This window comes from Nonomuraea aurantiaca (assembly GCF_020215705.1).
Classification (GTDB): domain Bacteria; phylum Actinomycetota; class Actinomycetes; order Streptosporangiales; family Streptosporangiaceae; genus Nonomuraea; species Nonomuraea aurantiaca.
Map to the genome: position 1 here is coordinate 535667 of NZ_JAIWNB010000002.1, position 23366 is coordinate 559032.

Below are 23366 nucleotides of genomic sequence, written 5' to 3' on the forward strand. Positions count from 1 at the left end.
AGGTTCGTCAGGTGCGGTCAGCTGATGGCTTCGGCGGCTGTCAGTGCCTCGGTGATGGCGGCCGGGATGTCCAGTACGGGGAAGATGACGTGGCGGATCACCCGGAGACGGTCCACGACCAGGATCAGGCGCTTGAGCCGCAGGGCCTGGCCGGCGCGGAAGGTGGGCAGGCGGAGAGCCGCCGCCAGGCGCAGGTCCATGTCCGAGAGCAGGGGGAACGGGATGTCTTCCGCGGCGGCGAAGGCGGCCTGCTCGTCGGGGCGTTGCGTGCTCACCCCATGGATGGCGATGTCATGGGCGGCGAACTCGGGATGCCTGTCGCGGAAGATACGGTTCTCGAGCGTGCAGCCCACTGCTCCGGGGACTTGATCCCAGCCGGGCGGTAGCGGCGCGGGCAGGCCCGTCGACGGGTACGCGAACAGAACCGTCGCCCGCGCGTCCGCCACGACATCGAGCGACGCCGTTCGCTCGCCGGGGTCGGTCTGGTCGGTGGTGAGTGGTGGACGGCTGATGAGGGCGGGCAGTCGCAGTGGATCCGGGATGTGGGTGCCCAGCAGGGCGTGTACGCGGGCGGCTTCCGGGCTTCGCGGGGCCGCCACCCCCGTGAGAGTGCCGTCGCCGAGGAGCCAGCGGTCCGCCCAGTCCTGCATCGTGATCAGCATAGGCGCCAGTGCCCAGCCCGCGTCCGTGAGCACGTACTCGTACCGCACCGGCCCGCTCTGATAGGGCTCACGAGTCAGCACCCCGTGCTCCACCAGGTGCTTGAGCCGTTCCGTGAGGACTTTGCGGGAAATGCCCAACTCGCCCAGCAGGTCGTCGAACCGGCGGTGGCCGCGGGTCACCTCGCGGACGATGAGCAGGCTCCACCAGTCGCCCATCACGGCGGCCGCCTGGGCGATCGAGCAGTCGGCGTCCTGCGAGCGCAGCTCTCTGATCATTCCCCGACTTTACCGTCAAGTGAGTCTCTGATAGAAACTTAGTCAGTTCCCAAAGGAGACTCATGAGCGTGGCATGGGCGACTCTGAGACGGTCGTGGTTGGTGACCAAGCGGGCCTACCCATGGTCATACTTCATCGGCACCCTGTTGCTGGGTGTCTTCACCATCGGGCTGGCCTACTTGGGGCTGCGGGCCGTGGCGGGCGGGGGGATATCCGCGGAGTTCCGCGGAAAGGCGGGCACCGGCGACTATCTCGGGTACATCGCCGTGGGCGCCGGCGCGTACATGTTCGTCGTCCACGGCATCCTCTGGACCGGCAAGGCGATGATCCAGGAGCAGCGCGAGGGCACCATGGGCGCGCTGCTCGTGGCTCCGGCGCGGCGCCTGCCGTACCTGCTGGGGTTCTCGGCGTTCGCCTTCACCGCGGTGGCGGTCGAGGTGGCGGTGTTGTTCGCGTGGGCGGCCTCGACCCGCTCAGACAGCCGCATGCCGTACGCAAGAGGATCAACCTGATCGCCGGCGGCGAGCGGATGGTCTACGCACGGATGACCGGCCGGGAGAATCTCTGGTACTTCGGCCAGCTCTACGACATCCCCACAAAGGTCCTCAAGCCGCGCATCGAAGAGCTGCTCGCACTCGTCGGTCTGACGAACGCCGCCGCCACCCGTGTCGAACAGTACTCGCGCGGCATGACCCAGCGCCTGTCCATCGCCCGGGGCCTGATCAACGACCCCGACTACCTGCTGCTCGACGAGCCCACGCTGGGTCTCGACGCGCCGATCGCCCGTGACCTGCGCAGGGTCGTCGCCGGGCTGGCCGAGCGGGGCAAGGGCGTCCTCCTCACCAGCCACTACCTGGCCGAGGTCGAGCAGCTCTGCGAGCACGTGTACGTGATCGGCGACGGCCGCCACCTCGCGGCGGGCTCGCCGGCCGAGCTGATGGCCCAGACCGGTTGCCACCGGACGGTCCGGGTCACGGTCACGAACCTGTCGCCACAGATCGAGGCCGCCGTACGGGCCTTCGACAGCCGCGTACGGCTTGCACCGGGCGGGGTGATCGAGCTGAACCATCCGGACGACCTGACCGGGGCGCTGACCACGGCGATCATCGAGGCGGGCGGCGCGCTCGGCGGGCTGGAGATCGTCGAGCCGTCCCTCGAGGACGCGATCCTCGCGCTGAGCGACCGCTCCCTGAAGGTGGTCGCGTGATCGCGCCGCACCCGAGTTGGTCGCCGTGCCGCACGGGGATGGGCGTGACGTCGACATGGTGCCGTCCCCGGATGGGCGCCACCCCGCCGTGGACCCGCGCGGAGGTGGGTGCGGCTCAGTCGTGGGCGGGTGTGGAGCGGGGTGCGGCTCCGGCGTGGTGCCGGACGGAGACCGGCGCCGGCTGTACGGCCTGCGCGCTCGTCGACCGCACCAGCCGGTGGCAGGTGATGACGTGAGGCACGCGGTGAAGGTCATGCGGGCCGAGGCGCTCAAGCAGCATCGCCAGATCTTCGGCAGCAAGCTGGTCCTGTTCTCGATGCTGGTTTGGCCGTTGCTGAAGCTCGCAGAGACCTACTACACGCTCCGGCCGCTGGCCGCGACGCCGGGCATCGCCGAACGCTGGCCGCTCGCCGCCGATCCGGAGCGGCTGCTCGCCTTCCTGGCCACGGGCGCGCTCGGGTTCACGTTCTTCTTCTCGCTGGTGCAGTCGGCCTGGCACTTCTCCTTCGAGCGCCAGACCGGCACGCTGGAGCTCCTCTTCCTGTCACCCGCGAACCGGCTGGTCGTGGTCATCGCCAACGGGTTCGCCGCGCTGGTGCAGAACGCCTGGCTGTTCGCCTGTTTCGCGGTGGCCATGTTCACGCTGCTGGACGTGGTGAACGTGGCCCACCCCGCCATGTACGCGGTGGTCTTCCTGGCCATGCTGGTGCCCGCGGTCGCGTGGGGCGCGTTCCTGAACAGCCTGCTGATCTTCTCCAGGGACGCCGCCTTCCTCTACACGCTGCTGGACGATCCGATGTGGTTCGCCAGCGGGGTGCGGCTGCCGGTGTTCGCGCTGCCCGGCTGGATCCGGGCCGTCGGCTCGGTGCTCCCGCTCACCGGCAGCCTGGCGGTCGTACGTGGTGCGCTGCTCGACGGGCAGGGCCTCGGCGACCTGGCCGGAGAGCTGGCGGGGCTGGCCGTACTGTCCGGAGCCCTGCTGCTCGCGGCGGTCGTCGCGCTCCGGCTGGGAGAGGCACGAGCCCAGCGAACCGGCCAGCTACGCCTCTTCTGAGGTGAACTGGGGCGCCCTGTCAGCGGCTGAGCACCTGCCGGAGCACCCGTTCGAGGGTGGTCGCGGGATCCGGGTCGGCGTACGGCGAGCGCCAGGCGACGTAGCCGTCGGGCCGGATCAGCACGGCGCCACCCCTGTCCACGCCGTACCTCTCCGCCCAGCAGCCTTCGACGTCCATCAGCTCCTCGTCCACCAGCACGCGCGTGAGCTGGATGCGCAGCCGCTCCTTGATCAGCCGCCCCGCGTCCATCCAGGACTGCCCCCCGGGACCGGCGATCAGCACGAAACCGGATCCGAACAGGTCGATGGTCGAGATCAGCTGCCCGTCCCAGTCGAGCGGCACGTGCGGGGCGCGGCTGCCCGGACGCCCGGTCGGTATGCGCGGATCCTCAAGGATCGACCCGTCGTCATCGGGCTCCTCCAGGATCGCCGTCGAGTGGTAGCGGTATCCGATCATGGCGGCCATGGGGTCTTCGAGCGGTTCCGGGTGCTCGGTACGCATCGCGGGAGGCATCCGGTAGCCGAGGTTCGCGAGCTGGGCGTCGGCCGTCAGCGTGCCGATGGGACGGCGTTCGGCGTCGTAGGTGTCGAGGAAATCCGGCCCTGCCTGCCCGGTCGCCACCAGCCAGAGCCGCCACGCGATGTCGCAGCCGTCCTGGAGCGCCGTGCTGCCGCCCTGCCCGCCGGTGGGCGGCATCGTGTGGGCCGCGTCGCCGGCCAGGAACACCCGCCCGCAGCGGTATTGGTCGGCCAGGACGTGCGCCATGGCGAAGGTGGTCTTGTCGAGCACCCGTACGTCGAGGTCGGGCACGCCGGTCGCCACCCGTATCAGCTCGACGCAGCGCTCCTCGGTGAAGTCGTCCTCGCTCTCACCCTTGGCGGGGTCGTAATTGATGCCCAACACATGCATGCCCACGCCCGTGCCGGTCACGATGGCGCCGGTGAAGACCTCGTTCTGCAGGTACCAGAGCGTGACCTCGCGCTCCCGTACCAGCTCCGTCAGGTCGGCATCGAACATGATCGAGCACATCAGCCCCAGCTCGCCCTTACCCGAAGTGGGGATGCCGAGCTGGGCACGGAGCGGGCTGCGGGAGCCGTCCGCGGCGACCACGTAGTCGGCCCGTACGACACTGTCGACGCCGTCGGCCCGGATGACCGCCGTGACCCCCTCGGCGTCCTGCTCCAGTGAGACCAGCTCGGTGGAGAAGCGCAGGTCGGCCCCCAGCTCCTCGGCCTTGGCCCGCAACACCCGCTCGACCTCCGCCTGCGGGGCGCCCACCTGGGGGACGGGCGTGATGTCGGCGAGGAAGGCGAAGTCGTCCTTGTCGCCGGTCACGATCATGTGCGGGTTCGGGTCGGTCAGGTTCGCCGCGATCGCGATGCGCACGCTGTCACCGATGCCCTGCCAGATGTCCCGCAGCGACTGCTCGACCCCGGGCACCGGCCGCAGTAACTCGACGGCTCTGGGGCCCATCCCGAACGCCTTGGGCTGGACCGACGTACTGGGGTGCCGCTCGACCAGCATGACGGGCACGCCACGCCACGCCAGCAGCGCGGCCGCGCTCAGTCCGGCATAACCGCCGCCGACGACAAGAACGGGTACTCGTTCGTGCACTCAACCCACCTCCTGGAACGCGTAGTATCGCGTTGTTGCCGAGCAACACGATATGTCGCGTGTGTGGACGGGTCAAGACATATCTCGAAATGTACTAAGGGCGGGTGCGGCGACGACTGGGAGGTTCGTCACACGACCGTCTCGATCACTGTGACGGTCCGGCGTGGCTGCGTCCTGGCGAACGGCATGATCGGGATGTCGCCCGCGGCCCCCGGATGGCACCCCGCGCCGTTGACGTGCGTGAGCGCGAAGCCTCTTACGCGGGGGGTGTTGTAGGAGTAGCCGTTGGCGCCCGCGGCGTTGGTCTGGTCGCCCGCCGTGTTGGTCGGGCTCCACGAGATCATCCCGAACGGCAGGACGGCGCCGGGATAGGTGTTGCCGCCGTTGGCCGATCCGATCAGCGGATCGACGTGGCGTACGGGATCGGTGACCTTGGCGGGGGAGGAGGTTGCGGCTGCCGGGACGGCGAGGGCCGTGCTGAGCACGGTGCCGATGATCGCGGCGGCGAGCCACGAACGGGGAGAGAACACCTCGTGATCACACCGGCTCACACTAACCGAGCCATGAACGCGCACGTAAGCCCGGAAGTCCGGACAGACAATCCCGGGTGGGTCAGGGGCCGCCTTGCCGGCCGACCCCAGCCACGGCCACCGGTCAGGACAGGTGGCGTTCGAGAGACTCGATCTTGCTGGTCATGCCGTCGGTGACGCCGGCCCTGAGGTCGGCCTTCAGCACCAGGCTGACCCGCGGCGCCACCTCGGCCACCGCGTCCACCGCCCGCTTGACCACCGACATGACCTCGTCCCACTCACCTTCGATGGTGGTGAACATGGCATCCGTCCGGTTGGGCAGCCCGCTCTCCCGCACCACCCTGACGGCGCGCGCGACCGGCTCGGCGACCCCCTCGCCGACGCCCAGCGGCGTGATCGAGAACGCGACGATCAACTCAGTGTCCTCTCAGCTCACAGCTCACTGGCGCACCAGGTCACAGCGCGGGCCACGATGCCGATCGAACAGACGTCGTGGCCCGCACTGGACTCAGGAGTGCTCGTGGTCTTCCTCTTCCTCTTCCTCGCTGGGGCCGTCGGAGGGCTCGACGCCCAGGACGGCCTCGCGCGGCTCGATCTCGTCGATGTGGTCGACGAGCTGCAGGACGTGGTCCGGCTCGATCAGCCACTGCAGGGCCGACGCGCCGGTGTCGTCGGAGTTGACGAGCTCCACCTGCTCGGCCCGCTCTTCCTCGGTGAGGTCGGCGTCGGGGTGGCGGATTTCGGCCAGCGCCGCGGCCTGCAGCGCGTCCACGTCGAGCACCTCGACGGTCAGCTCGACCGTCAGGCGCAGGAACTTCTCGTTATCACTCATGGCGAAGATGCTAGGGCAGCTTCCACTCGACAGGACCGGCGCCTTGCTGAACGAGGAGCTCATTGGCGCGGCTGAACGGCCGGGAGCCGAAGAATCCGTTGCGCGCCGACAGCGGAGACGGGTGCGCGGACTCGATGCGCGGCACGCTGCCGAGCATCGGCGCCAGGTTGCGCGCGTCGCGGCCCCACAGGATCGCGACCATCGGCTTGTCGCGGGCCACCAGCGCGCGGATGGCCTGCTCGGTGACCTCTTCCCAGCCCTTGCCCCGGTGGGAGGCGGGCTTGCCGGGCATCACGGTGAGCACCCTGTTGAGCAGGAGTACGCCCTGGTCGGCCCAGGGGGTCAGGTCGCCGTTGGACGGTCGCGGCAGCCCGAGGTCGGTCTCCATCTCCTTGTAGATGTTGAGCAGGCTGCCGGGCAGCGGCCGCACATCGGCGGCGACGGAGAACGACAGCCCGATGGGGTGACCGGGCGTGGGGTAGGGGTCCTGGCCCACGATCAGCACCTTGACCTCGTCGAAGGGCTGGTTGAAGGCGCGCAGTACATTGGCGCCCGCGGGGAGGTATTGCCGGCCTTCGGCGATCTCATTGCGGAGGAACTCGCCCATGTGGGAGATGCGCTCGGAGACGGGCTCCAGCGCACTGGCCCATCCGGCTTCGACGACTTCGTTCAAGGGACGACTGGCCATGGCTGTTGAGCTTAGCCAGGTCTGGTACGGCTTGCGGTCCGAATCCGGTGGGCCGCCGTACCAGAATGATCACAGCGTGGGCTTGCCCCGCTGGAACAGCCAGTGGTCGAAGAGCGTGCCGAGATCCCGGCCCGAGACCCGCTGGGCCAGGGCGGTGAAGGCGGCGGTGTCGGCGTTGCCGTACTTGTGATCGTTGACCCAGGTCCTGAGGATGGTGAAGAACACGCGGTCGCCGACCGCGCCGCGCAGGACGTGCAGCGTCATCGCGCCGCGCGAGTAGACGGGGTCCCCGAAGAGGCTGGCCGCGCCGCCCGGGTCGGCGGTGGGCGTCTGCCAGAACTTGTCCTCCGGGGCACGGCTGTAGGCCTCGTCGAAGGAGTCCTGGAGCTTCTTGGTGCCCAGCTTGTCCTGCCAGAGCCATTCGGCGTAGGTGGCGAAGCCCTCGTTGAGCCAGATGTCCTTCCAGCGCGTCGGCGTCACGGCGTCGCCGAACCACTGGTGGGCGAGCTCGTGGGAGAGCAGCGGCTCGCTCGGCACTTGGGGGAAGATGGGGCGGGTCTGCGTCTCCAGCGAGTAGCCGACGTCCGACGCGCGGTCGATGATGCCACCGGTCGAGGAGAACGGGTAGGGGCCGAAGAGCGAGCCGAAGTAGTCAAGGATGGGTTTGTGGCGCTTCGCGAAGTCCCCGGCTTTCGCAGCGTTCCGCGGGTCCACGGCGGTGATTACGCGGAAATTTCCGATCTTGGTGTCGGAAAGTTCGAACTTTCCGATGGTGACGGTCGAGAGGTAGCTGGCCATGGGCTCCCTCTCGTTCCACACGTACGTCGTGCGGCCCCCCTGGGACGTCCGCGACACCAGGTCGCCGTTCGCCACCGCGACCCGCGTGCTCGGCACGGTCACCGTGAAGCGGTACGTGGCTTTGTCCGTCATGTGGTGATTGCCGGGATACCAGGACATGGCCCCTTGAGGCTCGTTGGCGTTGAACACCCCGTCATCCGTACGGATCCAGCCGTCGTGTGAGCCGTCCGGGTCGACGACGTACGTCGGCTTGCCGTCGTAGCGGACCACGACGGAGAAGGGGCGCCCGGAGGCCAGCCCGCCGGGCGGGGTGACCACGAGCTCAGGACCGCTGCGCCGGAACGAGGCCGCCGCGCCGTTCACCACCACGGACCGCACGGTCAGGGTGTCGACGAGATCCAGGTCGAAGCGGCTCAGCTCCTGCGTGGCCCGGGCGGTGATCGTCGCCACGCCGCTCAGCCGGTTGGGTCCCGGATCGTAGCTCAGCGCGAGGTCGTAGTGCGCGGCGTCGTAGCCCCCGTTGCCCTGCTGGGGGAAGTACGGATCACCCGCGCCCTCGGCGCCGGCGCCCGCACCGGCGGAGCCGGGGCCAAGAGCGATGAAGGTGGCGACCGCCGCCGCGAGGAGCTTCATGAGTGAATTTTAGGGGCCGTCGGAGAGAGCGTGACGGGCGCCCGCCTGCCCCCCTCGGCAGGCGGGCGCCCATGCCCCCGCACCTGGCCGGCACATGTGGAGCTACTTCACCGAACCGGCCATCATGCCCTGCACGAAGTAGCGCTGGAAGGCGAAGAAGAGGACCAGCGGGATGATCAACGACAGGAAGGCGCCCGACGAGAGGATGTCGACGTTCGACCCGAACTGCCGCATTTGAGACTGGAGCGCCTTGGTCATCGGCTGGTTGTCCGTGTCGGCGAAGACCAGCGCGATGAGCATGTCGTTCCACACCCACAGGAACTGGAAGATGCCGAGCGAGGCGATCGCCGGCTTGCCGAGCGGGAACACCACCCGCACGAAGATCTTCACCTCCGACGCCCCGTCCATCCGCGCCGCCTCCAGCAGGGAGGCCGGGATGCCGACGAAGAAGTTCCGGAGCAGGAAGATCGCGAACGGCAGCCCGAACGCCACGTGGAACAGCACCACGCCGGGGATCGTGCCGAAGATGCCGACGCCGCCGTAGAAGATGGCGACCGGGATCAGCGCGATCTGGATCGGCACGATGAGCAGCCCGACCACGATCAGGAACGACAGGTCACGGCCCGGGAAGTCCATCCACGCGAACGCGTAGGCGGCCATCGCGGCGATCCCGATCACCAGGACCGTGGTCGGCACCGTGATGAACACGGTGTTCCAGAAGGAGGAGGTGAAGCCGCTGGCCAGGAGGTTCTTGTAGTTCTCGATGGTCAGCTCGGCGGGCTTGGTGAAGACGGTCCACCAGCCCTCGGCGCCGTTGACCGCCGGGGAGCGCAGCGAGACGACCATCAGGCCGAGCGTCGGGACCAGCCAGAACAGGCCCAGCAGCACCATCACGACCTGGACGGCGCCGCCGCCGAGACGGTCGACGATGCGCGTGATCACATTCCGGCGGGGCGCGCCCGCATGGACCTCGGCAGGAGCCGAGGCGGTTGCCGTCGTCATGTGTCCTCCCTTCTGAACCGGCGGATATTCATGATCATGAAGGGGAGGACCAGGATGAGCAGGAAGATGGCGAGCGCGCTGCCCAGCCCCTGGTTGTTCCCACCGCCGAACGAGACCCGCCACATCTCCAGCGCGACCACGTTCGACTGCGGCTGGACCGATGGCGGCGCGATGATGAAGACCAGGTCGAACACCTTCAAGGTATTGATGATCATCGTCACGAAGACGACGAGCAGCACCGGCGACAGCAGCGGCACGGTGATCCGGCGGAACACCTGCCACTCCGTGGCGCCGTCGATGCGGGCCGCCTCCAGCGAGTCACGCGGGATGGCCGCCAGCCCGGCCGCGATCAGCACCATGGCGAACCCGGCCCACACCCAGACGAACGCGCCGATGATCGCGGGGGTGATGAGCGTCGGGCCGAGCCAGGTCAGGCCGTGGTAGGACGCCTCGAAGTTCGACTGCGGCAGCCGTACGACATAGGAACCCGCGGCCAGCCCGTCGAAGCGGAAGGAGCCGTCGTCGGCCGTCGTGGCGGTGCCGGCCACCTGGCCGTCCTTGACCGCCTCCACGGTCATGCCGGGCAGGCCCTTCTCGGTGGCGTCGGGCGTGCCGTTCTTGCCGCCGCCGCCCGGGGTGAAGTCGAACCACACCGTTCCGGACAGGGCGTTGCCCGGCGGCGCGGCCTTGGCGGGCTGGGCGGCGCTCGGCATGATGTTCGGCTTGATGCCGACGATCGGGATGAGCACCGGCTGGCCCGACTGGACGGGCTGCTTGGTGACGATCGCGCCCTTGTCCGCCACGACGCCCGACTGGTCGCCCTCGCGGGGTCGCGCGTCCGGGTAGCCCTGGGAGGAGGAGAACGTGTCGTGCACCGTGGTCAGGATGGCGTTGGCGACGCCCTTGCCCGGGTCCTCGTCGTACACGAGCCGGAAGATCACGCCCGCGGCCATCAGCGAGACCGCCATCGGCATGAAGACGATCAGCTTGAACGCGGTCGCCCACTTGATGCGCTCGGTGAGCACCGCGAAGATCAGGCCCAGCGTCGTCACCACGATCGGGGCGACGACCACCCAGATCAGGTTGTTCCTGATCGTGGTGAGCATGCCCGAGTCGGTGAAGATCGTGGCGTAGTTGCCCAGGCCCACGAATCCGCTGCCGGTCGCGTCGAACAGGCTGCGGAAGATCGAGTAGACGATGGGGTAGACCACCCAGATTCCCAGCAGCAGGGCCGCTGGGAGAAGGAAGGCGATCGCGACCGTCGGCGAAGGGCCGAGGCGTCGTTGCGTGCGGGGGGTTTCAGCCGGTCCGGAGGCGGGCCCGCGCGAGGTGTCGTCCTCGCGCGGGGCCTTCGGGCCGTCCACCTTTTCGGTCACGGCCTTACCTCTTACTTCCAGGCCTTCTTGGCCTCATCTTCGAGCTTGGTCTGCGCGCCCTTGATGTCGCTCGGGTTGCGCAGGAAGTCCTGCAGCACCTTCCACTCGCCCTTGCCGTCGGTACCGCCGAAGGCGCTGGGCGCCAGGTCGGACATGTCATAACGGACGGCGTCACCGGCGGAGATGATCGTCTGCCCGAGCTGCTTGGTCAGCGGGTCCGGGTAGTTGTCGGGGGAGACGTTCTTGTTCGGCGACAGGTAACCGGGCAGCTTGGCCCAGATCTCGCCACCCTCCTTGGAGGCGAGGAACTGCAGCAGCGCCATGGCCCCGGGGGTGTCCTTCATCGCGACCGCCACGTCGCCGCCCAGCACGACCGGAGCGGTGTCACCGGCCTTGGGGAACGGGAAGATCTTGGCATCCTCGCCGACCTTGGCGCCGTCCTGCGTCGCCTGGGTGGCGACGAAGTCGGCCTCGATGACCATGGCCGCCTTCTTCTGGCCGAACACCTTGGTCACGCAGGTCGGGAAGTCGGTCTGCAGCGCGCCGGAGCTGCCGTCGAGGACGAACTCCTTCTTGCCCACGATCTGCTGGATCTTCTGCAGAGCCGTGGCGACGCTGGCGTCCGTCCACGGGATCTCGTGCTTGGAGAGCTTGTCGTAGTTGTCCGGACCCGCGCTCGACAGGTAGACGTTCTCGAACAGGTCGGTCAGCGTCCAGCCGGAGGCGCCGCAGAGGGAGAACGGCGCCGTGCCGGAGTCGGCGATCGTCTGGGATGCCTTGACCAGCTCGTCCCAGTTCGTCGGCGGCTGCACGCCCGCGTCCTCGAACGCCGGCGCGCGGTACCAGACCAGCGACTTGTGCGCGGCCTTGATCAGCACACCGTAGGGCTTGCCGTCGGCGGAGCCCAGTTCCTTCCAGTACGGCGTGTAGTTGTTGTCGATCTCCTGGGTGACCTCGGCGGTCAGCGGCTTCAGCGCGTTCTGCTTGGAGTACTGCTGCACCAGGCCCGGCTGCGGCAGGACCGCCACGTCGGGCGGGCTGCCGCCCTGGATGCGCGGGCCGAGGTAGGCACCGGTGTCCTCACCGGTGGAGGCATAGGTGACCGTGGCGCCGGTCTTGTCGGAGAAGGCCTTGAGCACCTTCTCGAAGTTCTTCTGCTCCTCGCCGGTCCACTTGGCGGCGATCTCGAGCTTGACGCCCTGGAGTGTCTTGCCCCCGCCACTCGCCGACGCGGAACCCGACGTTGTGGGCTGGGTGGTCGTCGGCGCGTTTCCGCACGCGGCGACCGCTACCGCGAGCCCTGCCAGGATCGCTGCTGCTCTGGCTTTTCGCATGGCTGCCTCACTGTGTTCTGATGATCTCTTGCAGTTCGGACTTCATGGAGGCCGCGACGTCGTCGGCGGACTCGGTGTAGGGAGGGCTCAGCGCCTTGGCGACCGAGCTGGCGATCACCAGGCTGAGCTGGTTGTAGTTCGCGCTGACCGGCCGCGGCTTGGCGGCGAGGATGCTCTCCTTGAGTACGGGCAGATAGGGGAAGCGCTTGATCAGGGCCGGGTCGTCATAGAGCTCGGTCCACACCGGCGGGAACGAGCCGTCGGTGAGCACCCGCCGCTCGTTCTCCAGGCCCGTGAAGTAGCGGATGAACTCCTGAGCGGTGTGCTGATGCTTGGAGTAGGCGCTGACGGCCAGGTTGACCCCGCCGAGCGTGCTCGACCCCGGGCCGTTGAGCCCGGGAAGCCTGGTCACCGCGAACTTGCTGCCGAGCTTGGCCGTCGCCGGCCCGTACGCGTGGGGCCAGTTGCGGGCGAAGGCCAGCCGCCCTTCCTGGAAGGCCAGGCGGGACTCCTCCTCCTTGTACGACAGCGACTCCTTGGGGATCCAGCCCTCGCGCAGGCCCTGGATGAGGAAGTCCAGGGCGATCCTGGCCTTGGCCGGGTCGAGGGTCACCTCCGTGCCGTCGGGGCTGAGTATCTGCCCGCCCGCCGACTGCACGGCCTCGGAGAAGTTCACGGTCAGCCCCTCGTACGCGAGGAACTGCCCGGCGTAACCCCCGATGTCCCGCTTTTTCGTGACCTCTAGGGCTTTTTCGCGAAGCTCCGCCCAGGTGCGCGGCGGTTTCTTGATCAGGTCCGTTCGGTAGTAGAGGAGGCCGGCATTGCTCGTGTACGGCACCGCCCACAGCTTGTTCTTGTAGACCGCCGTGTCCACGACGGGCGGCAGGAGCCTGTCGAGCGGGAAGAGCCCGCGCTCCAGGGGGATGATCCAGCCGTTCTCCGCGAACTCGGCGGTCCACACCACGTCCAGCCCGAGCACGTCGTAGCGGTTGCTCCGGGCCTGGAGATTGGCCACCATCTGCGCGCGCTGCTCGTCGGCGGCCTCGGGGAGTTCGAGGAGCGTCACCTTCTCGGCCGGGTGGGCCTGGTTCCAGCGATCCAGCAGGGGTTGCAGGTACGCCGTCGTGTCGCGTCCGGTGGCGAAGGTGATCGGGCCGGTGCCGCCCGTGCCGGTATCGCCGCCGACCTCGTCGCCCGTCGCCGCACAACCGGCCGCCAGGGAGACGGCCAGCATGATCGGCAACGAGCGAAGCACCCGATGACCTCCCGGTTCAGAAAGGATTACATTCGTGTTAGGTAGATGCATTTATGTTATGCACACATGTAATCTGGCGGTCAACGGAGTAGCGCGTAACGCATCCGTAACACAAGGGGGAGGTGGGGCTTGCGGTTGCACCTGCTGGCGCTCCTGGCCAAGGAACCTGCCCATGGATACGAGCTCAAACAGGCCCTTGAGCAGACCTTCGGCAGCGCCTATCCCTCCCCCAACATCGGCCAGATCTATGTGACGCTCGGCAGGCTGGAGAAGGACGGCCTGGTCAGAGCCGTCGACGTGGAGCAGTCCAACCGGCCGAACAAGAAGGTCTACTACCTGACGGCCAAGGGCCGCGACGTGCTCACCACCTGGGTGGACGAGCCGACCGAGGGCCCGCGGGTGCGCGACGAGTTCTTCATGAAGCTCGTGCTGGCCCCGCTCACCGGCATCGCCGACCGGATGGCCCTCATCAACCGGCAGCGCCGGCACTATCTTTCGCTCATGAGCGACCTCAACGACCTCCTCTCCCGCACGGCACCCGCCGACAGCGTGGCGGTCCTGCTCATCGAGGGGGCCATGCTGCACCTGCAGGCCGACCTCGACTGGCTGGCACGGTGTCAGGAGGATCTGGCATGAGCGTGATCAAGACCGTCAACCTGGTGAAGATCTACTCCGACGGCGCGGTGCCCGTACCGGCCGTACGAGGGGTGGATCTGCAGGTGGAGCCCGGCGAGTTCGTCGCGATCATGGGGCCGTCAGGGTCGGGCAAGTCGACGCTGGTGCACATGCTCGGCGGGCTGGACACCCGCACCAGCGGCGAGATCTGGCTCGACGAGAAGCGCGTCGACACGCTCTCGGAGAGCGCCTGGGCGCTGCTGCGGCGCAAGAAGGTCGGCTTCGTCTTCCAGTTCTTCAACCTGGTCGCCAACATGACCGTGGCCGACAACGTGGAGCTGCCCGCGCTACTGGCCGGGGCCTCGCCCAGAGACGCCCGCGAACGCCGCCAGAGCCTGCTGGGCGCCCTCAACCTCACCGAACGCGCCGACGCCGCGCCCGGCCAGCTCTCCGGCGGCGAGCAGCAGCGGGTCGCGCTGGCCCGCGCGCTGGCCAACCAGCCGAGCGTGCTGCTGGCCGACGAGCCGACCGGCAACCTCGACAGCCGCAACACCCGCGACGTGCTCCGGCTGCTCAGCGACGTGCACAAGGATGGCCAGACCATCGTCATGGTCACCCACGACGCCCGCGTGGCCGCCCTCGCGGACCGCCTGGTGTCGCTGTTCGACGGCGCGATCGTCGACGACGGCCGGATCGCCCGCAGGCGTACGGGGACGGCCGGCGAGGTGATCGACCTCCGATGAGCTCAGCGAAATGAGCACGGCCAGGGCGGGCAGCCGGTGGATCAGGGCCGACCTGCGGGCCAGGCGGGGCCAGGCGCTGCTCACCGTGCTCGCCGTGGCCGGGATCGTGGCCGCGCTGATCACCGCCGTCACCCTGCTGGAGGACGGCACCAACCCGTGGCGCAGCCTGTTCGCCCAGACCGACGGCGCCCACGTGTGGTTCTACACCAAGGACAGCCCCCAGGTCGCGCTGGGCGGCATCGACGGCGTCACCCAGACCGCGGGCCCCTACAGGTCCGCGCCCGTCACCGTGGTCCAGGACGGCAAGAAGGAGCCCGCGGCGCTGCGCGCGATGCCCACCACGCCGCCCCGGGTGGCGCACCCGGTCGTGGCCGAGGGCCGCTGGCTCGACCCCGCCCAGTCCGACGGCGTGGTGGTCGAGCGCTCCTTCGCCAGGGCGCTGCGGCTCAAGCTCGGCGACGCCTTCTCCATCATCGCGCTGAGCGGTGAGCGCCACACCCTGTACGTACGCGGCATCGCCGACTCCGCCGAACAGGGCTTCTACCCCGAGTGGACGCCCGGCCTGGCCTGGGTGCTGCCTGCGACGCTCGATCGGATCGAGCCCATGCTCGGCCGCAGCGAGTGGGTGACCGGCCTGCGCCTGGCCGACCCCGACGCCACCCAGGTGGTCTCCCAGCGCGTCGTGGTCATGCTGGAGGACCAGCTGCAGCGCGTCTACACCTGGCGCGAGGTACGCGCCGCGATGGAGCTCGACAACCGGCTGCTCGGCACGCTGCTGGCGCTGTTCGGCGTGGTCGGGCTGGTCGCCGCCGCCCTGGCGCTGGCCAACGCGGCCGGCGGGCGGGTGCTCGGCCAGCTGCGCGACCTGGCCACGCTCAAGTCGATGGGCTTCACCAGGGGCCAGCTCGCCCTGCTGCTCCTGGTCGAGCACGGCGCCCTCGGCCTGCTCGGCGTCGGCGTCGGCACGCTCGCCGGATGGGCGGTGACGGTGGCGGTGCTCGGCACGACCTCCGTCGCGCCCGTGCCCGTGCTGGCCATCGTCGGCGGCACTGCGCTGACCGTGCTCGCCGCGGTCGGAGTGCCGGCCTGGCGCGGCGGGCGCACCCCGCCCATCCCCGGTGCCCCCGCGGCGCCGCCGCGCGGCCACCTGTCCCGTCTGGCCAGGCTGGGCCTGCTCGTACGGCTGCCACCCGCGCTCGTCCTCGGCACCCGCGACGCCTTCACCAGGCGGCTGCCCGCGTTCCTGACCGCGTTCGGCCTGGCCGTGCCGATGATGATGATCACGATCGGGCTCGGCGTCTGGGCCACGCTCGACAACTTCCTCAGCCACCCCGAGCAGGTCGGCCAGCACGCCAGCCTGTACGTCCGGCCGGGCAAGCTGGAGGCGGCCGACGCCCAGCGCATCGCCGAGTCCGACAGGGCCGTCCAGAGCGTCTACGCGGGCACCGACGTCAACGCCCTGGCCCCCGGCGCGGCCCGCTCGGTCAGGGTGCGGGCCATCGGCAGCTCGGCCGACCCCTACCCGTTCCCGGTCGTCGAAGGCCGCATGTACGGCCAGCCCGGCGAGGCCGTCGCGGGGCAGGGGCTGCTCAACCTGCTCGGCGCCAGGATCGGTGACCGGATCCGGCTGACCGTCGGCGGCTCGCCGCTGATCGTGCGGATCGTCGGCCGCACGGTGGAGCCGGACCTCGACGGCGAGGTGCTGTCCGTGGGGCTCGACAGCCTGGCGGCCAAGGACTCCGTGCCCCCCGAGTTCTATGCCCTCGCGCTGCGCCAGGGCGCCGATCCGGGCGAGGTGCGCGACAGGCTGCTGGCGACCTCGGGGGAGAGTCTCGACGTGCAGCGGGTGGTCAACCCGGCCGACCGGCTGTCGGTCATCCGGGTGGTGATCGTGGCGCTGATCGCGGTGCTGGCGCTGATCGGCCTGGCGAACCTGCTCACGGCCAGCGCCCTGGGGCTGCGCGACCACGCGTTCGATCTGGCCGTGCTCAAGGCGATGGGGCTGACCCCGCGGCAGGTGATGGCCACCCTGGTGACGGGCACCGGGCTGCTGGTCGTGCTGGGCATCGTGGCCGGCACGGCGGCCGGGGCCTCGGTCGTGACCGGGCTGATCGACCTCCAGGGCTACACCAGCGGGGTCGGGGCGGGCATCGGCCGCCCGCCCTCGGTCCTCACGCTGATCGTCGCCGTGCTGGTCGCCGTGGGCGCGGCGCTCGCGGTCGCGCTCATCCCGGCCCGCCGCGCGGCCCGCGCCCAGGTGCCCGTCACCTCACGCTGAAACGACCTCTTTGTCCTTGATCTCAGGGTCCCCCAGGCCCTTCAGCGCGAACCAGTAGAACCCGTGGCTCGGCAGCGTGAGCAGGTAAGGCAGCTCGCCGATCTTCGGGAAGTGCACTCCGCCCCGCGCCTCCACCGGCGTCATGCCCGTGAAGCGGCGCAGGTCGAGCTCCACCGGCTGGGGATACTTCGACAGGTTGTTCACGCACAGCATGACGTCGTCGCCGTACTCGCGGACGTAGGTGAGCACGCTGTTGTTGGAGGACCACATTTCGGTGTAGGCGCCGAGGCCGAACACCGGGTGGCTGCGGCGGATCTCCAGCATCTTGCGGGTGAAGTGGAGCAGCGAACCCTCGCTGCGCTGCTGCGCCTCCACATTGACCGCCTGGAAGCCGTAGATCGGGTCCATGACCGCGGGCAGGTAGAGACGCCCTGGATCGGCGGAGGAGAAGCCAGCGTTGCGGTCGGGGCTCCACTGCATCGGCGTGCGCACCGCGTCGCGGTCCTCCAGCCAGATGTTGTCGCCCATGCCGATCTCGTCGCCGTAGTACATGACCGGCGAGCCCGGCAGGCTCAGCAGCAGGGCCGTGAACAGCTCGATCCGGTCCCTGTCGTTGTCCAGCAGCGGCGCGAGCCGGCGGCGGATGCCCAGGTAGGCCCGCATGCGCGGGTCCTTGGCGTACTCGCTGTGCATGTAGTCGCGCTCTTCCTCGGTCACCGTCTCGAGCGTGAGCTCGTCGTGGTTGCGCAGGAAGATGCCCCACTGGGCCGTGTCGGGCAGCTTGGGGGTGCGCGACATGATCTCCGAGATGGGCTCGCGCGTCTCCTTCTTGACCGCCATGTAGATACGCGGCATGAGCGGGAAGTGGAAGGCCATGTGGCACTCGTCGCCGCCCACGGTGGGGTCGCCGAAGTATTCGACGACGTCCTCGGGCCAGCCGTTCGCCTCGGCCAGCAGCACCCGGTCGGGGTAGAGGCGGTCGACCTCGGCGCGGACCTTCTTCAGGTACGCGTGCGTCTCGGGCAGCCCCGCGCACGCCGTGCCCTCCCGCTCGAACAGGTAGGGCACCGCGTCCAGCCGGAAGCCGTCGATGCCGAGGTCCAGCCAGAACCGCAGCACCTCCAGCATGGCCTCCTGAACGGCCGGGTTGTCATAGTTCAGGTCCGGCTGGTGGTGGAAGAAGCGATGCCAGTAGTACTGCTTGCGCACCGGGTCGTAGGTCCAGTTGGACTCCTCCGCGCCGATGAAGATGATCGGGGCGTCGGGAAAGCCGGTGGGCTCGTCGGACCACACGTAGAAGTCGCCGTACGGCCCTTCCGGGTCGTGCCGCGACGCCTGGAACCAGGGATGACGGTCACTCGTGTGGTTCATCACCAGGTCGGTGATGATCCGCAGCCCGCGCTCGTGCGCCGACTCGATCAGATGGACGAAATCCCCGAGGTCCCCGAAGTCCGGAAGGATCTTCATATAGTCGGAAATGTCATACCCGCCATCGCGCAGCGGCGACTCGTACAAGGGCAGCAGCCAGAGGCAGTCGACGCCCAGCCATTCCAGATAGCCGAGCTTCTCCGTGAGACCACGCAGGTCTCCGGTGCCGTCGCCGTTGGAGTCCTTGAACCCTCGGACAAGAACTTCGTAGAACACCGCCCGCTTGTACCAGGAGGGGTCTTCCGAGACGAACGCCTCGGAAATCGGCTCCGGAGTTGGGGATGCGTTGATCATATGTCGCTCACAGAAGGAGATGTGGGCAGGACGGAGTCACCGGTTTCCCCGGCGCTAACTAGCTGGTGACCGCGCCGCCTGAGGTCGTCATCCCTGCGAACCTCATGCCCTGAACGGACCGGATTTGTGACCCGGTGCCCGCTTGTGCGGCGCTTACGGGCCGAACACTACCAGCCCGTTGGCTTTCCGGAACCCGCTTGTGCTGTGCTCGATGTAATACCCATGAGATCACTGTGTAACCGTGATGTTACCGAGAGTTCATCAGAAAGGGGACGACACATCGCCGAGATCGTTCTCGAAGTCGCTCAGCCAGAGCCCGAAAAGCACCAGCCCCCGGACCCAGAACCGGTCGTTCCACCCGCTGAACCGGGTCAGCGCGTCGGGGCCGCCCGCGATGACCATGTGCAGCTCATCCGACAGCAGCTCGGGCACCCGCGCGGCGACCGTCTCCAGCATGCGGTGCGCGTACGCCCGCGCGGGAGCGGCCGTGGACCGCAGCGGGACCCGCAGCAACGGCTGCTTGACCACGTTCGTGGACGGCAGGGCCGCCACCCTCGGGTTGGCGGCGTGCAGCACCTCGCGGTAGAAGCGGCCCTTGTCTTTTCGGGCCACCCCTACCGACAGCGCCGCGTCGAAGAAGTCGGGGTGGATGAACGGCGCCGCGAACGACGCCTCGGGCCCGACCAGATTGACCGCCGAGCGGGCGATGCCCCGCACGGTGCGCGTGTGCAGCACCGACAGCGGCAGCTCGGCCCGGTGCCCGTGCAGCATGGAGGTCGCTGCGGCGAACTGCTCGCGCACCGCCTCCTCCATCCAGGCGCCGGCCGCCGCCGACAGGAACGGCTGTGACGGGGCGCCGAGGGTGAGCGACTTCAGCACCGCGGCCGACCGCTCGGCCTGCGAGGTGGCCTCCAGCGCGGCCACGCTCACCATGAAGTTCTTCAGCAGCGGGCCGCCGGCCAGGCCGTCGACCAGCACCCGGCCCGCCCGGTGCACCTCCTTGGCGAACGGGGCGTACCAGGCGTGGTGCGGCGTCAGGTATTCGAGCCGGCGCGCCACCTCGCACGCGTCGCCGGGGTAGGCGTCGGCGGACTGGGTGATCACCCGGTGCGAGATGCCCAGCTCACGGGTGATCGAGCGGGCGAAGGCGATGTCGGTGTCGGTGCCCTCGTCAGGGCTGGTCGTCCAGGACTCCACGTCGAAGCCGCGCGCCCGGGCCACGCTGGCCAGCAGCCGCGAGTCGTAGCCGCCGCTGACCGGCACCAGCAGCTTGCGCCCGTCATAGTCCTTGTAGACCTCGTGCAGCAGCTCGACGATCTCGTGGGCGCTGATCCACGTCTCGTACGGCTCGCGGCGCAGCCAGCGCGGCAGCCCGCGCTCGGTGGCCAGCCGCTCGCCGTCGAACACCAGCGCGCTCGACCCCGGCAGCCGCTTGATCCGCTGGTAGGGCGTCGCCTCGCCGAGCGGGAAGGTCACCTGGATGATCGAGGCCCAGGCCGACCAGTCGATCTCGATCGGGACCAGCGACAGCAACGGCTGGATCAGGGACGAGAAATAGATCGCGTCGCCGTGCCGTACGTAATAGACGTCGACCAGCCCGAGCGCGCCCGCGTGCAGCGTGACCCGCGGGCCGTCGCCGATCAGCCCCGGCACCTCGTACGTCTCGGCGATGGACATCCAGCCGTCGAGAGCCGCGGGCCTGCGCTCACCCCAGGAGAACGCGAACGAGCCCCCGGCGCGGTGGTAGGGCGGCAGCGGCGTCGAGCTGAACAGCGCCGCCTCGGCCGTCTGGAGCGCCGGCCTGACCCGAGGACCCGCGGCGGCGAGCTTGCCGAGTATGACGGTGTCGATCCGGCCGAGACCGCCGCAGACATAGGGTCGCACGTTGAACTGCACCGGATCTCATCCCTTCGAGCTGCTTCCCGCAAAAGAGTATCCTTTGCCGGGCTAGGAATCGGAGGTCTCGGTGAGCACTGAGCTGGAGAGCACTAGGCGAGCGCTGCGTGAGGCGATCGCCCAGGCCGAGCACGCGGCCGAGCTGGCCAGGCTGCTGGACGCGGCCCAGGCGCGGCTCGTGGAGGCCGAGCACCACGCCGCTGAGGCCAAGGCGCTCGCCGAGCGGCTCACCGACGCGGAGGAGCGGCTGGAGAGCGAGCGCGCCGCCGCGGAGAAGCTCCGCAAGGAGCTGGCCGAGCAGCGCTTCCAGGCCGAGGTGGCCAACTGGAAGCTCTCCTCGATCAAGGTGGCCCGCTGGAACCGGCTCGGCGACGCGATCAGGAGCGGAAAGAGCAACCCGGTCCGCCTGGCCAGAGGTCTCAAGGGCGCCGCCAAGCCGGTCAAACGACCCACCGCGCCCAAGCGCAAGCCGGTCGCCGCCGCGGCTCAGGGCAAGGACGAGCGGCCGGGCGCCGCCTACCAGGCCACCACATCGGTGCGTACGCTCAACGGCGCCTCGTTCAAGCTCAAGCCGTTCCGCGTGCCCACCGGGCCCAACACCCGCCCGCACATCACCGCCGCGGTGATCGCCGACCCGCACACCGAGGCGCTGCTGCGCTATGAGTGGCGGCAGACGACCGGCTTCACGCCGCGCGACTTCGCCAGGGTGCTGCCGCTGGAGGTGCCGCACCTGCTCGTGGTCGAGTCGGTCACCCAGGGTCCGTGGGCCGAGGAGATCACCGGCGAGCCGGGCGAGGGGCTCAAGGCCCTGCTGGCCTGGTGCGCCGAGCGGGGCATCCGCACGGTGTTCTGGCACACGCAGGGCGACGTGGCCCCCTACACGGCCGCCGCCGAGCTGTTCGAGCACCGCTTCACCAACGACCTCACCGTGGGCTGGCCGCGCCTGCACTTCGGGGTGCAGCCTCGGGTGCACAACCCGATCCCGCTCTCGGGCGGCCGCATCGACCGGGTGCTCACGCTGGACCAGCTGCTGCCCGAGCACCTGAGCTACCCCGACGTGCTGACCTCCTACCGCTGGCCCGCCGCCGTCGACTGCCCGCCCGGCACCCCGCAGTGGGTGCTGGCCGAGCTCGCGGCCTGCAACACCTCGATCGGCACCGAGCCCGACGCGCGCCGCGCGCACGTGGCCCTGCGCCGCGCCCACGCCACCGGCACGATGTCCGAGCGGACCGACGAGCTGCTGGAGGCCGTCGGCCTGCCCGCCGTACGCGCCACGCTCAACGTCTCGGTGCTGCTGCCCGTGCCCGACTCGGCGCTGCTGGAGCACGCGCTGGCCCAGGTGGCCAGGCAGTCGGGGGTCACGCAGGTGGTGGTGTTCGCCTGGCGCGGGGCCGAGCAGCGCGTCCGCGAGGTCCTGACGGGCGTCGACGTGGTCTTCCGCGACCTCGACCCGGCCGCCAGCACGGGCGCCATGCTCGACCACGGTCTCGACCTGTGCGAGGCCGACCTGGTCGCGGTGATGGACCCGCGCGACGTCTACGGCGCCCACTATCTGACCGACCTGCGCAGGGCGTTCCTGTTCAGCACGGCCGACATCGTCGGCAAGGCCGCCTTCTACGCCCACCTCCGCAAGCCGCAGGCGACACTGCTCAAGCAGCCGGACGCCGAATACTCCTACCTGCCGGAGATCGCCGGCGCCACGCTGCTGGCCCGCCGCAACACGCTCCGCGAGCTCGGCTTCGCCGACCTCACCGATGGGTGGGACGAGGTGCTGATGCGGCAGTGCCGGACGGACGGGATCAAGGTGTTCTCGGCAGACCGGTTCGGTTATGTGCGGGTACGCGAGGAGGACCGGTGGCTGCTGGGGGCCGCCCAACTGGTCGAGTACGGCTCGGCCGAGCCGCACGCGCTCATCTAGCGCGGTGTGTCCACTCCTCCGAAGGGACCCCGCCTTCTTCTGCTCCCCGGAGGGGTGTCCCTCTCGAGGAACGTCAGCCACGACGGGCCGTCGTCTTCCGCTCCCCCGGAGGGGGTATCTCCCCGAGCGACGTCAGCCATGACAGACCGTCACAGGATTGAGACGGTCGTGGGACGGGAGACCACTGTGGCCACCTTCCAGGGCGGTCGCCCCGTGACGCCCGAGCAGCTTGCCGAGGTGCTGGGGGAGCCGCCGGTGCCGGAGGGGACGTGGGAGCGGGAGGCGGTCTACGTCTCGGCCGCCGCGCTCCGTCGCGGCGTGCCCCCCGCCTCACTGGCGGCGCGCGTCTCCGGCGAGGTGCTGGACAACGGCTTTCTGCGGATCGTGGTGGACGTACCGGGAGTACTGGTGGACTCCGTGGAGCCGCTCGACGTACCGGAGGACCTCTGGCCGGATTTCCCCCGCACGTGGGCGAACCCCGGCTTCGTCGTGCGCTACGGCCACGCCCGGGCGGCCGCCGTCCAGCGGTGGGCGCGCGACCTGGACGTCCCGGCCGGTCCCTTCCACCCGGAGCTGCTCGCCGACCCGCGTGACCGGGCCGTGCTCCGCGTGCTGGCCGAGCTGCCGGGTCGGCGGCTGAGCCGGTCTCCGGGGTGGGAGCCCTATCTGGTACGGCTGGCGACGGCGTACCACGACGCCTATGAGCTGGCCCCCCCCGTACCCGTGGGAGACGATCCACCCGCACCGGTGCACACGGCGCGCGTCCGGCTGGCGGCGGCGGTGCTCAAGGTGCTGCCGGGGCCGGAGCGTCTGTGATTGGCAAAATATCCGGCCAAATGGCGAAAAATCGTAAAAATATCCCTCTTGGACCTTGATCGCGTCTCGATACGTGGGCAGCGGGTCCGGGCGGTTCGACGGTTCCGATAGCCTCG

The 23366-nt window shown here is 69.4% G+C and carries 22 protein-coding genes; 9 read left to right on the top strand and 13 right to left on the bottom strand.

The features are described from left to right. Window positions 1-17: 17 nt before the first annotated feature. Window positions 18-938 carry a winged helix-turn-helix transcriptional regulator gene (locus LDL49_RS08025; RefSeq protein WP_225290299.1) on the bottom strand — a complete coding sequence of 307 codons (921 nt, stop codon included), beginning with the start codon at window positions 936-938 and terminating at the stop codon, window positions 18-20. Window positions 939-1000: 62 nt separating this feature from the next. On the opposite strand from LDL49_RS08025, the gene LDL49_RS08030 reads away from it, so the two are divergent. The 4 genes from LDL49_RS08030 (at window position 1001) to LDL49_RS08045 (ending at window position 3199) form a co-directional block, all read left to right on the top strand. Continuing rightward, window positions 1001-1450, top strand: a complete 450-nt coding sequence (locus tag LDL49_RS08030) for a hypothetical protein (protein WP_225290300.1) — start codon at window positions 1001-1003, stop codon at window positions 1448-1450. After that, the gene (locus LDL49_RS08035) at window positions 1393-2145 is read left to right on the top strand and encodes an ABC transporter ATP-binding protein (RefSeq protein WP_225290301.1); all 753 of its coding nucleotides are present in this window, start codon (window positions 1393-1395) and stop codon (window positions 2143-2145) included. The genes LDL49_RS08030 and LDL49_RS08035 overlap by 58 nt, the downstream gene beginning before the upstream one ends. Window positions 2146-2216: 71 nt before the next feature. Continuing rightward, the gene (locus LDL49_RS08040) at window positions 2217-2381 is read left to right on the top strand and encodes a hypothetical protein (protein WP_225290302.1); all 165 of its coding nucleotides are present in this window, start codon (window positions 2217-2219) and stop codon (window positions 2379-2381) included. Continuing rightward, on the top strand, window positions 2378-3199 hold the full coding sequence (locus LDL49_RS08045) for an ABC transporter permease (protein WP_225290303.1): 822 nt from the start codon (window positions 2378-2380) through the stop codon (window positions 3197-3199). Before LDL49_RS08040 ends, LDL49_RS08045 begins: the two co-directional genes overlap by 4 nt. Before the next feature lie 19 nt (window positions 3200-3218). On the opposite strand, the gene LDL49_RS08050 is transcribed toward LDL49_RS08045, so the two are convergent. The 10 genes from LDL49_RS08050 to LDL49_RS08095 all read right to left on the bottom strand — a co-directional run bounded on the left by LDL49_RS08050 (window position 3219) and on the right by LDL49_RS08095 (window position 13262). Further along, complete coding sequence (locus LDL49_RS08050; RefSeq protein ID WP_225290304.1) at window positions 3219-4814, bottom strand: FAD-dependent monooxygenase; 1596 nt, start codon at window positions 4812-4814, stop codon at window positions 3219-3221. A gap of 128 nt (window positions 4815-4942) precedes the next feature. Continuing rightward, entirely contained in the window at window positions 4943-5344 is a 402-nt protein-coding gene (locus tag LDL49_RS08055; protein ID WP_225290305.1) for a hypothetical protein, read from the bottom strand. A gap of 124 nt (window positions 5345-5468) precedes the next feature. Beyond that, window positions 5469-5759 (bottom strand): MTH1187 family thiamine-binding protein, encoded by a 291-nt coding sequence (locus LDL49_RS08060; protein ID WP_225290306.1) that lies wholly within the window; start codon window positions 5757-5759, stop codon window positions 5469-5471. Between the two features lie 93 nt (window positions 5760-5852). Next, on the bottom strand, window positions 5853-6176 hold the full coding sequence (locus LDL49_RS08065) for a hypothetical protein (protein WP_225290307.1): 324 nt from the start codon (window positions 6174-6176) through the stop codon (window positions 5853-5855). A 10-nt stretch (window positions 6177-6186) separates the two neighbouring features. Then, window positions 6187-6864 carry a uracil-DNA glycosylase gene (locus LDL49_RS08070; protein ID WP_225290308.1) on the bottom strand — a complete coding sequence of 226 codons (678 nt, stop codon included), beginning with the start codon at window positions 6862-6864 and terminating at the stop codon, window positions 6187-6189. Window positions 6865-6933: 69 nt separating this feature from the next. Continuing rightward, the gene (locus LDL49_RS08075; protein WP_225290309.1) at window positions 6934-8295 is read right to left on the bottom strand and encodes a M1 family metallopeptidase; all 1362 of its coding nucleotides are present in this window, start codon (window positions 8293-8295) and stop codon (window positions 6934-6936) included. Window positions 8296-8397: 102 nt separating this feature from the next. After that, complete coding sequence (locus LDL49_RS08080) at window positions 8398-9297, bottom strand: carbohydrate ABC transporter permease (protein WP_225290310.1); 900 nt, start codon at window positions 9295-9297, stop codon at window positions 8398-8400. Further along, entirely contained in the window at window positions 9294-10673 is a 1380-nt protein-coding gene (locus LDL49_RS08085; protein ID WP_225290311.1) for an ABC transporter permease, read from the bottom strand. The genes LDL49_RS08080 and LDL49_RS08085 overlap by 4 nt, the downstream gene beginning before the upstream one ends. An 11-nt stretch (window positions 10674-10684) precedes the next feature. After that, window positions 10685-12007, bottom strand: a complete 1323-nt coding sequence (locus LDL49_RS08090; RefSeq protein ID WP_225290312.1) for an ABC transporter substrate-binding protein — start codon at window positions 12005-12007, stop codon at window positions 10685-10687. Between the two features lie 7 nt (window positions 12008-12014). Next, complete coding sequence (locus LDL49_RS08095; protein ID WP_225290313.1) at window positions 12015-13262, bottom strand: ABC transporter substrate-binding protein; 1248 nt, start codon at window positions 13260-13262, stop codon at window positions 12015-12017. A gap of 129 nt (window positions 13263-13391) precedes the next feature. Between LDL49_RS08095 and LDL49_RS08100 the strand changes: the two genes are divergently transcribed. From LDL49_RS08100 to LDL49_RS08110, 3 genes are read left to right on the top strand one after another with little or no spacing between them, the layout of a single operon-like run. Next, complete coding sequence (locus LDL49_RS08100) at window positions 13392-13898, top strand: PadR family transcriptional regulator (RefSeq protein ID WP_225290314.1); 507 nt, start codon at window positions 13392-13394, stop codon at window positions 13896-13898. After that, complete coding sequence (locus LDL49_RS08105) at window positions 13895-14620, top strand: ABC transporter ATP-binding protein (protein ID WP_225290315.1); 726 nt, start codon at window positions 13895-13897, stop codon at window positions 14618-14620. Before LDL49_RS08100 ends, LDL49_RS08105 begins: the two co-directional genes overlap by 4 nt. 10 nt (window positions 14621-14630) lie before the next feature. Then, entirely contained in the window at window positions 14631-16898 is a 2268-nt protein-coding gene (locus LDL49_RS08110; RefSeq protein ID WP_225290316.1) for an ABC transporter permease, read from the top strand. Here LDL49_RS08110 and treS read toward each other — a convergent pair. Together treS and LDL49_RS08120 are read right to left on the bottom strand one after the other, a co-directional pair. Then, entirely contained in the window at window positions 16890-18620 is a 1731-nt protein-coding gene (gene treS / locus LDL49_RS08115; protein WP_225290317.1) for a maltose alpha-D-glucosyltransferase, read from the bottom strand. The two genes, LDL49_RS08110 and treS, sit on opposite strands and share 9 nt — an antisense overlap. Window positions 18621-18881: 261 nt before the next feature. Further along, window positions 18882-20516: an asparagine synthetase B family protein gene (locus tag LDL49_RS08120; RefSeq protein ID WP_225290318.1), complete on the bottom strand. Its 1635-nt coding sequence runs from the start codon at window positions 20514-20516 to the stop codon at window positions 18882-18884. A gap of 70 nt (window positions 20517-20586) precedes the next feature. Here LDL49_RS08120 and LDL49_RS08125 point away from each other — a divergent pair, with 70 nt between their 5' ends. Together LDL49_RS08125 and LDL49_RS08130 are read left to right on the top strand one after the other, a co-directional pair. After that, window positions 20587-22434, top strand: coding sequence for a hypothetical protein (locus LDL49_RS08125; protein ID WP_225290319.1), 1848 nt, complete (start codon window positions 20587-20589; stop codon window positions 22432-22434). A 168-nt stretch (window positions 22435-22602) separates the two neighbouring features. Beyond that, window positions 22603-23250 carry an anticodon-binding protein gene (locus LDL49_RS08130; protein WP_225290320.1) on the top strand — a complete coding sequence of 216 codons (648 nt, stop codon included), beginning with the start codon at window positions 22603-22605 and terminating at the stop codon, window positions 23248-23250. Window positions 23251-23366: the final 116 nt, after the last annotated feature.

Bases quoted from the DNA above. Each gene is read 5' to 3' on its own strand.
- LDL49_RS08025 (WP_225290299.1), bottom strand. From the start codon at position 938: ATGATCAGAGAGCTGCGCTCGCAGGACGCCGACTGCTCGATCGCCCAG.
- LDL49_RS08030 (WP_225290300.1), top strand. From the start codon at position 1,001: ATGAGCGTGGCATGGGCGACTCTGAGACGGTCGTGGTTGGTGACCAAG.
- LDL49_RS08040 (WP_225290302.1), top strand. From the start codon at position 2,217: ATGGGCGCCACCCCGCCGTGGACCCGCGCGGAGGTGGGTGCGGCTCAG.
- LDL49_RS08065 (WP_225290307.1), bottom strand. From the start codon at position 6,176: ATGAGTGATAACGAGAAGTTCCTGCGCCTGACGGTCGAGCTGACCGTC.
- LDL49_RS08070 (WP_225290308.1), bottom strand. From the start codon at position 6,864: ATGGCCAGTCGTCCCTTGAACGAAGTCGTCGAAGCCGGATGGGCCAGT.
- LDL49_RS08075 (WP_225290309.1), bottom strand. From the start codon at position 8,295: ATGAAGCTCCTCGCGGCGGCGGTCGCCACCTTCATCGCTCTTGGCCCC.
- LDL49_RS08080 (WP_225290310.1), bottom strand. From the start codon at position 9,297: ATGACGACGGCAACCGCCTCGGCTCCTGCCGAGGTCCATGCGGGCGCG.
- LDL49_RS08090 (WP_225290312.1), bottom strand. From the start codon at position 12,007: ATGCGAAAAGCCAGAGCAGCAGCGATCCTGGCAGGGCTCGCGGTAGCG.
- LDL49_RS08105 (WP_225290315.1), top strand. From the start codon at position 13,895: ATGAGCGTGATCAAGACCGTCAACCTGGTGAAGATCTACTCCGACGGC.
- LDL49_RS08110 (WP_225290316.1), top strand. From the start codon at position 14,631: ATGAGCACGGCCAGGGCGGGCAGCCGGTGGATCAGGGCCGACCTGCGG.
- treS (WP_225290317.1), bottom strand. From the start codon at position 18,620: ATGATCAACGCATCCCCAACTCCGGAGCCGATTTCCGAGGCGTTCGTC.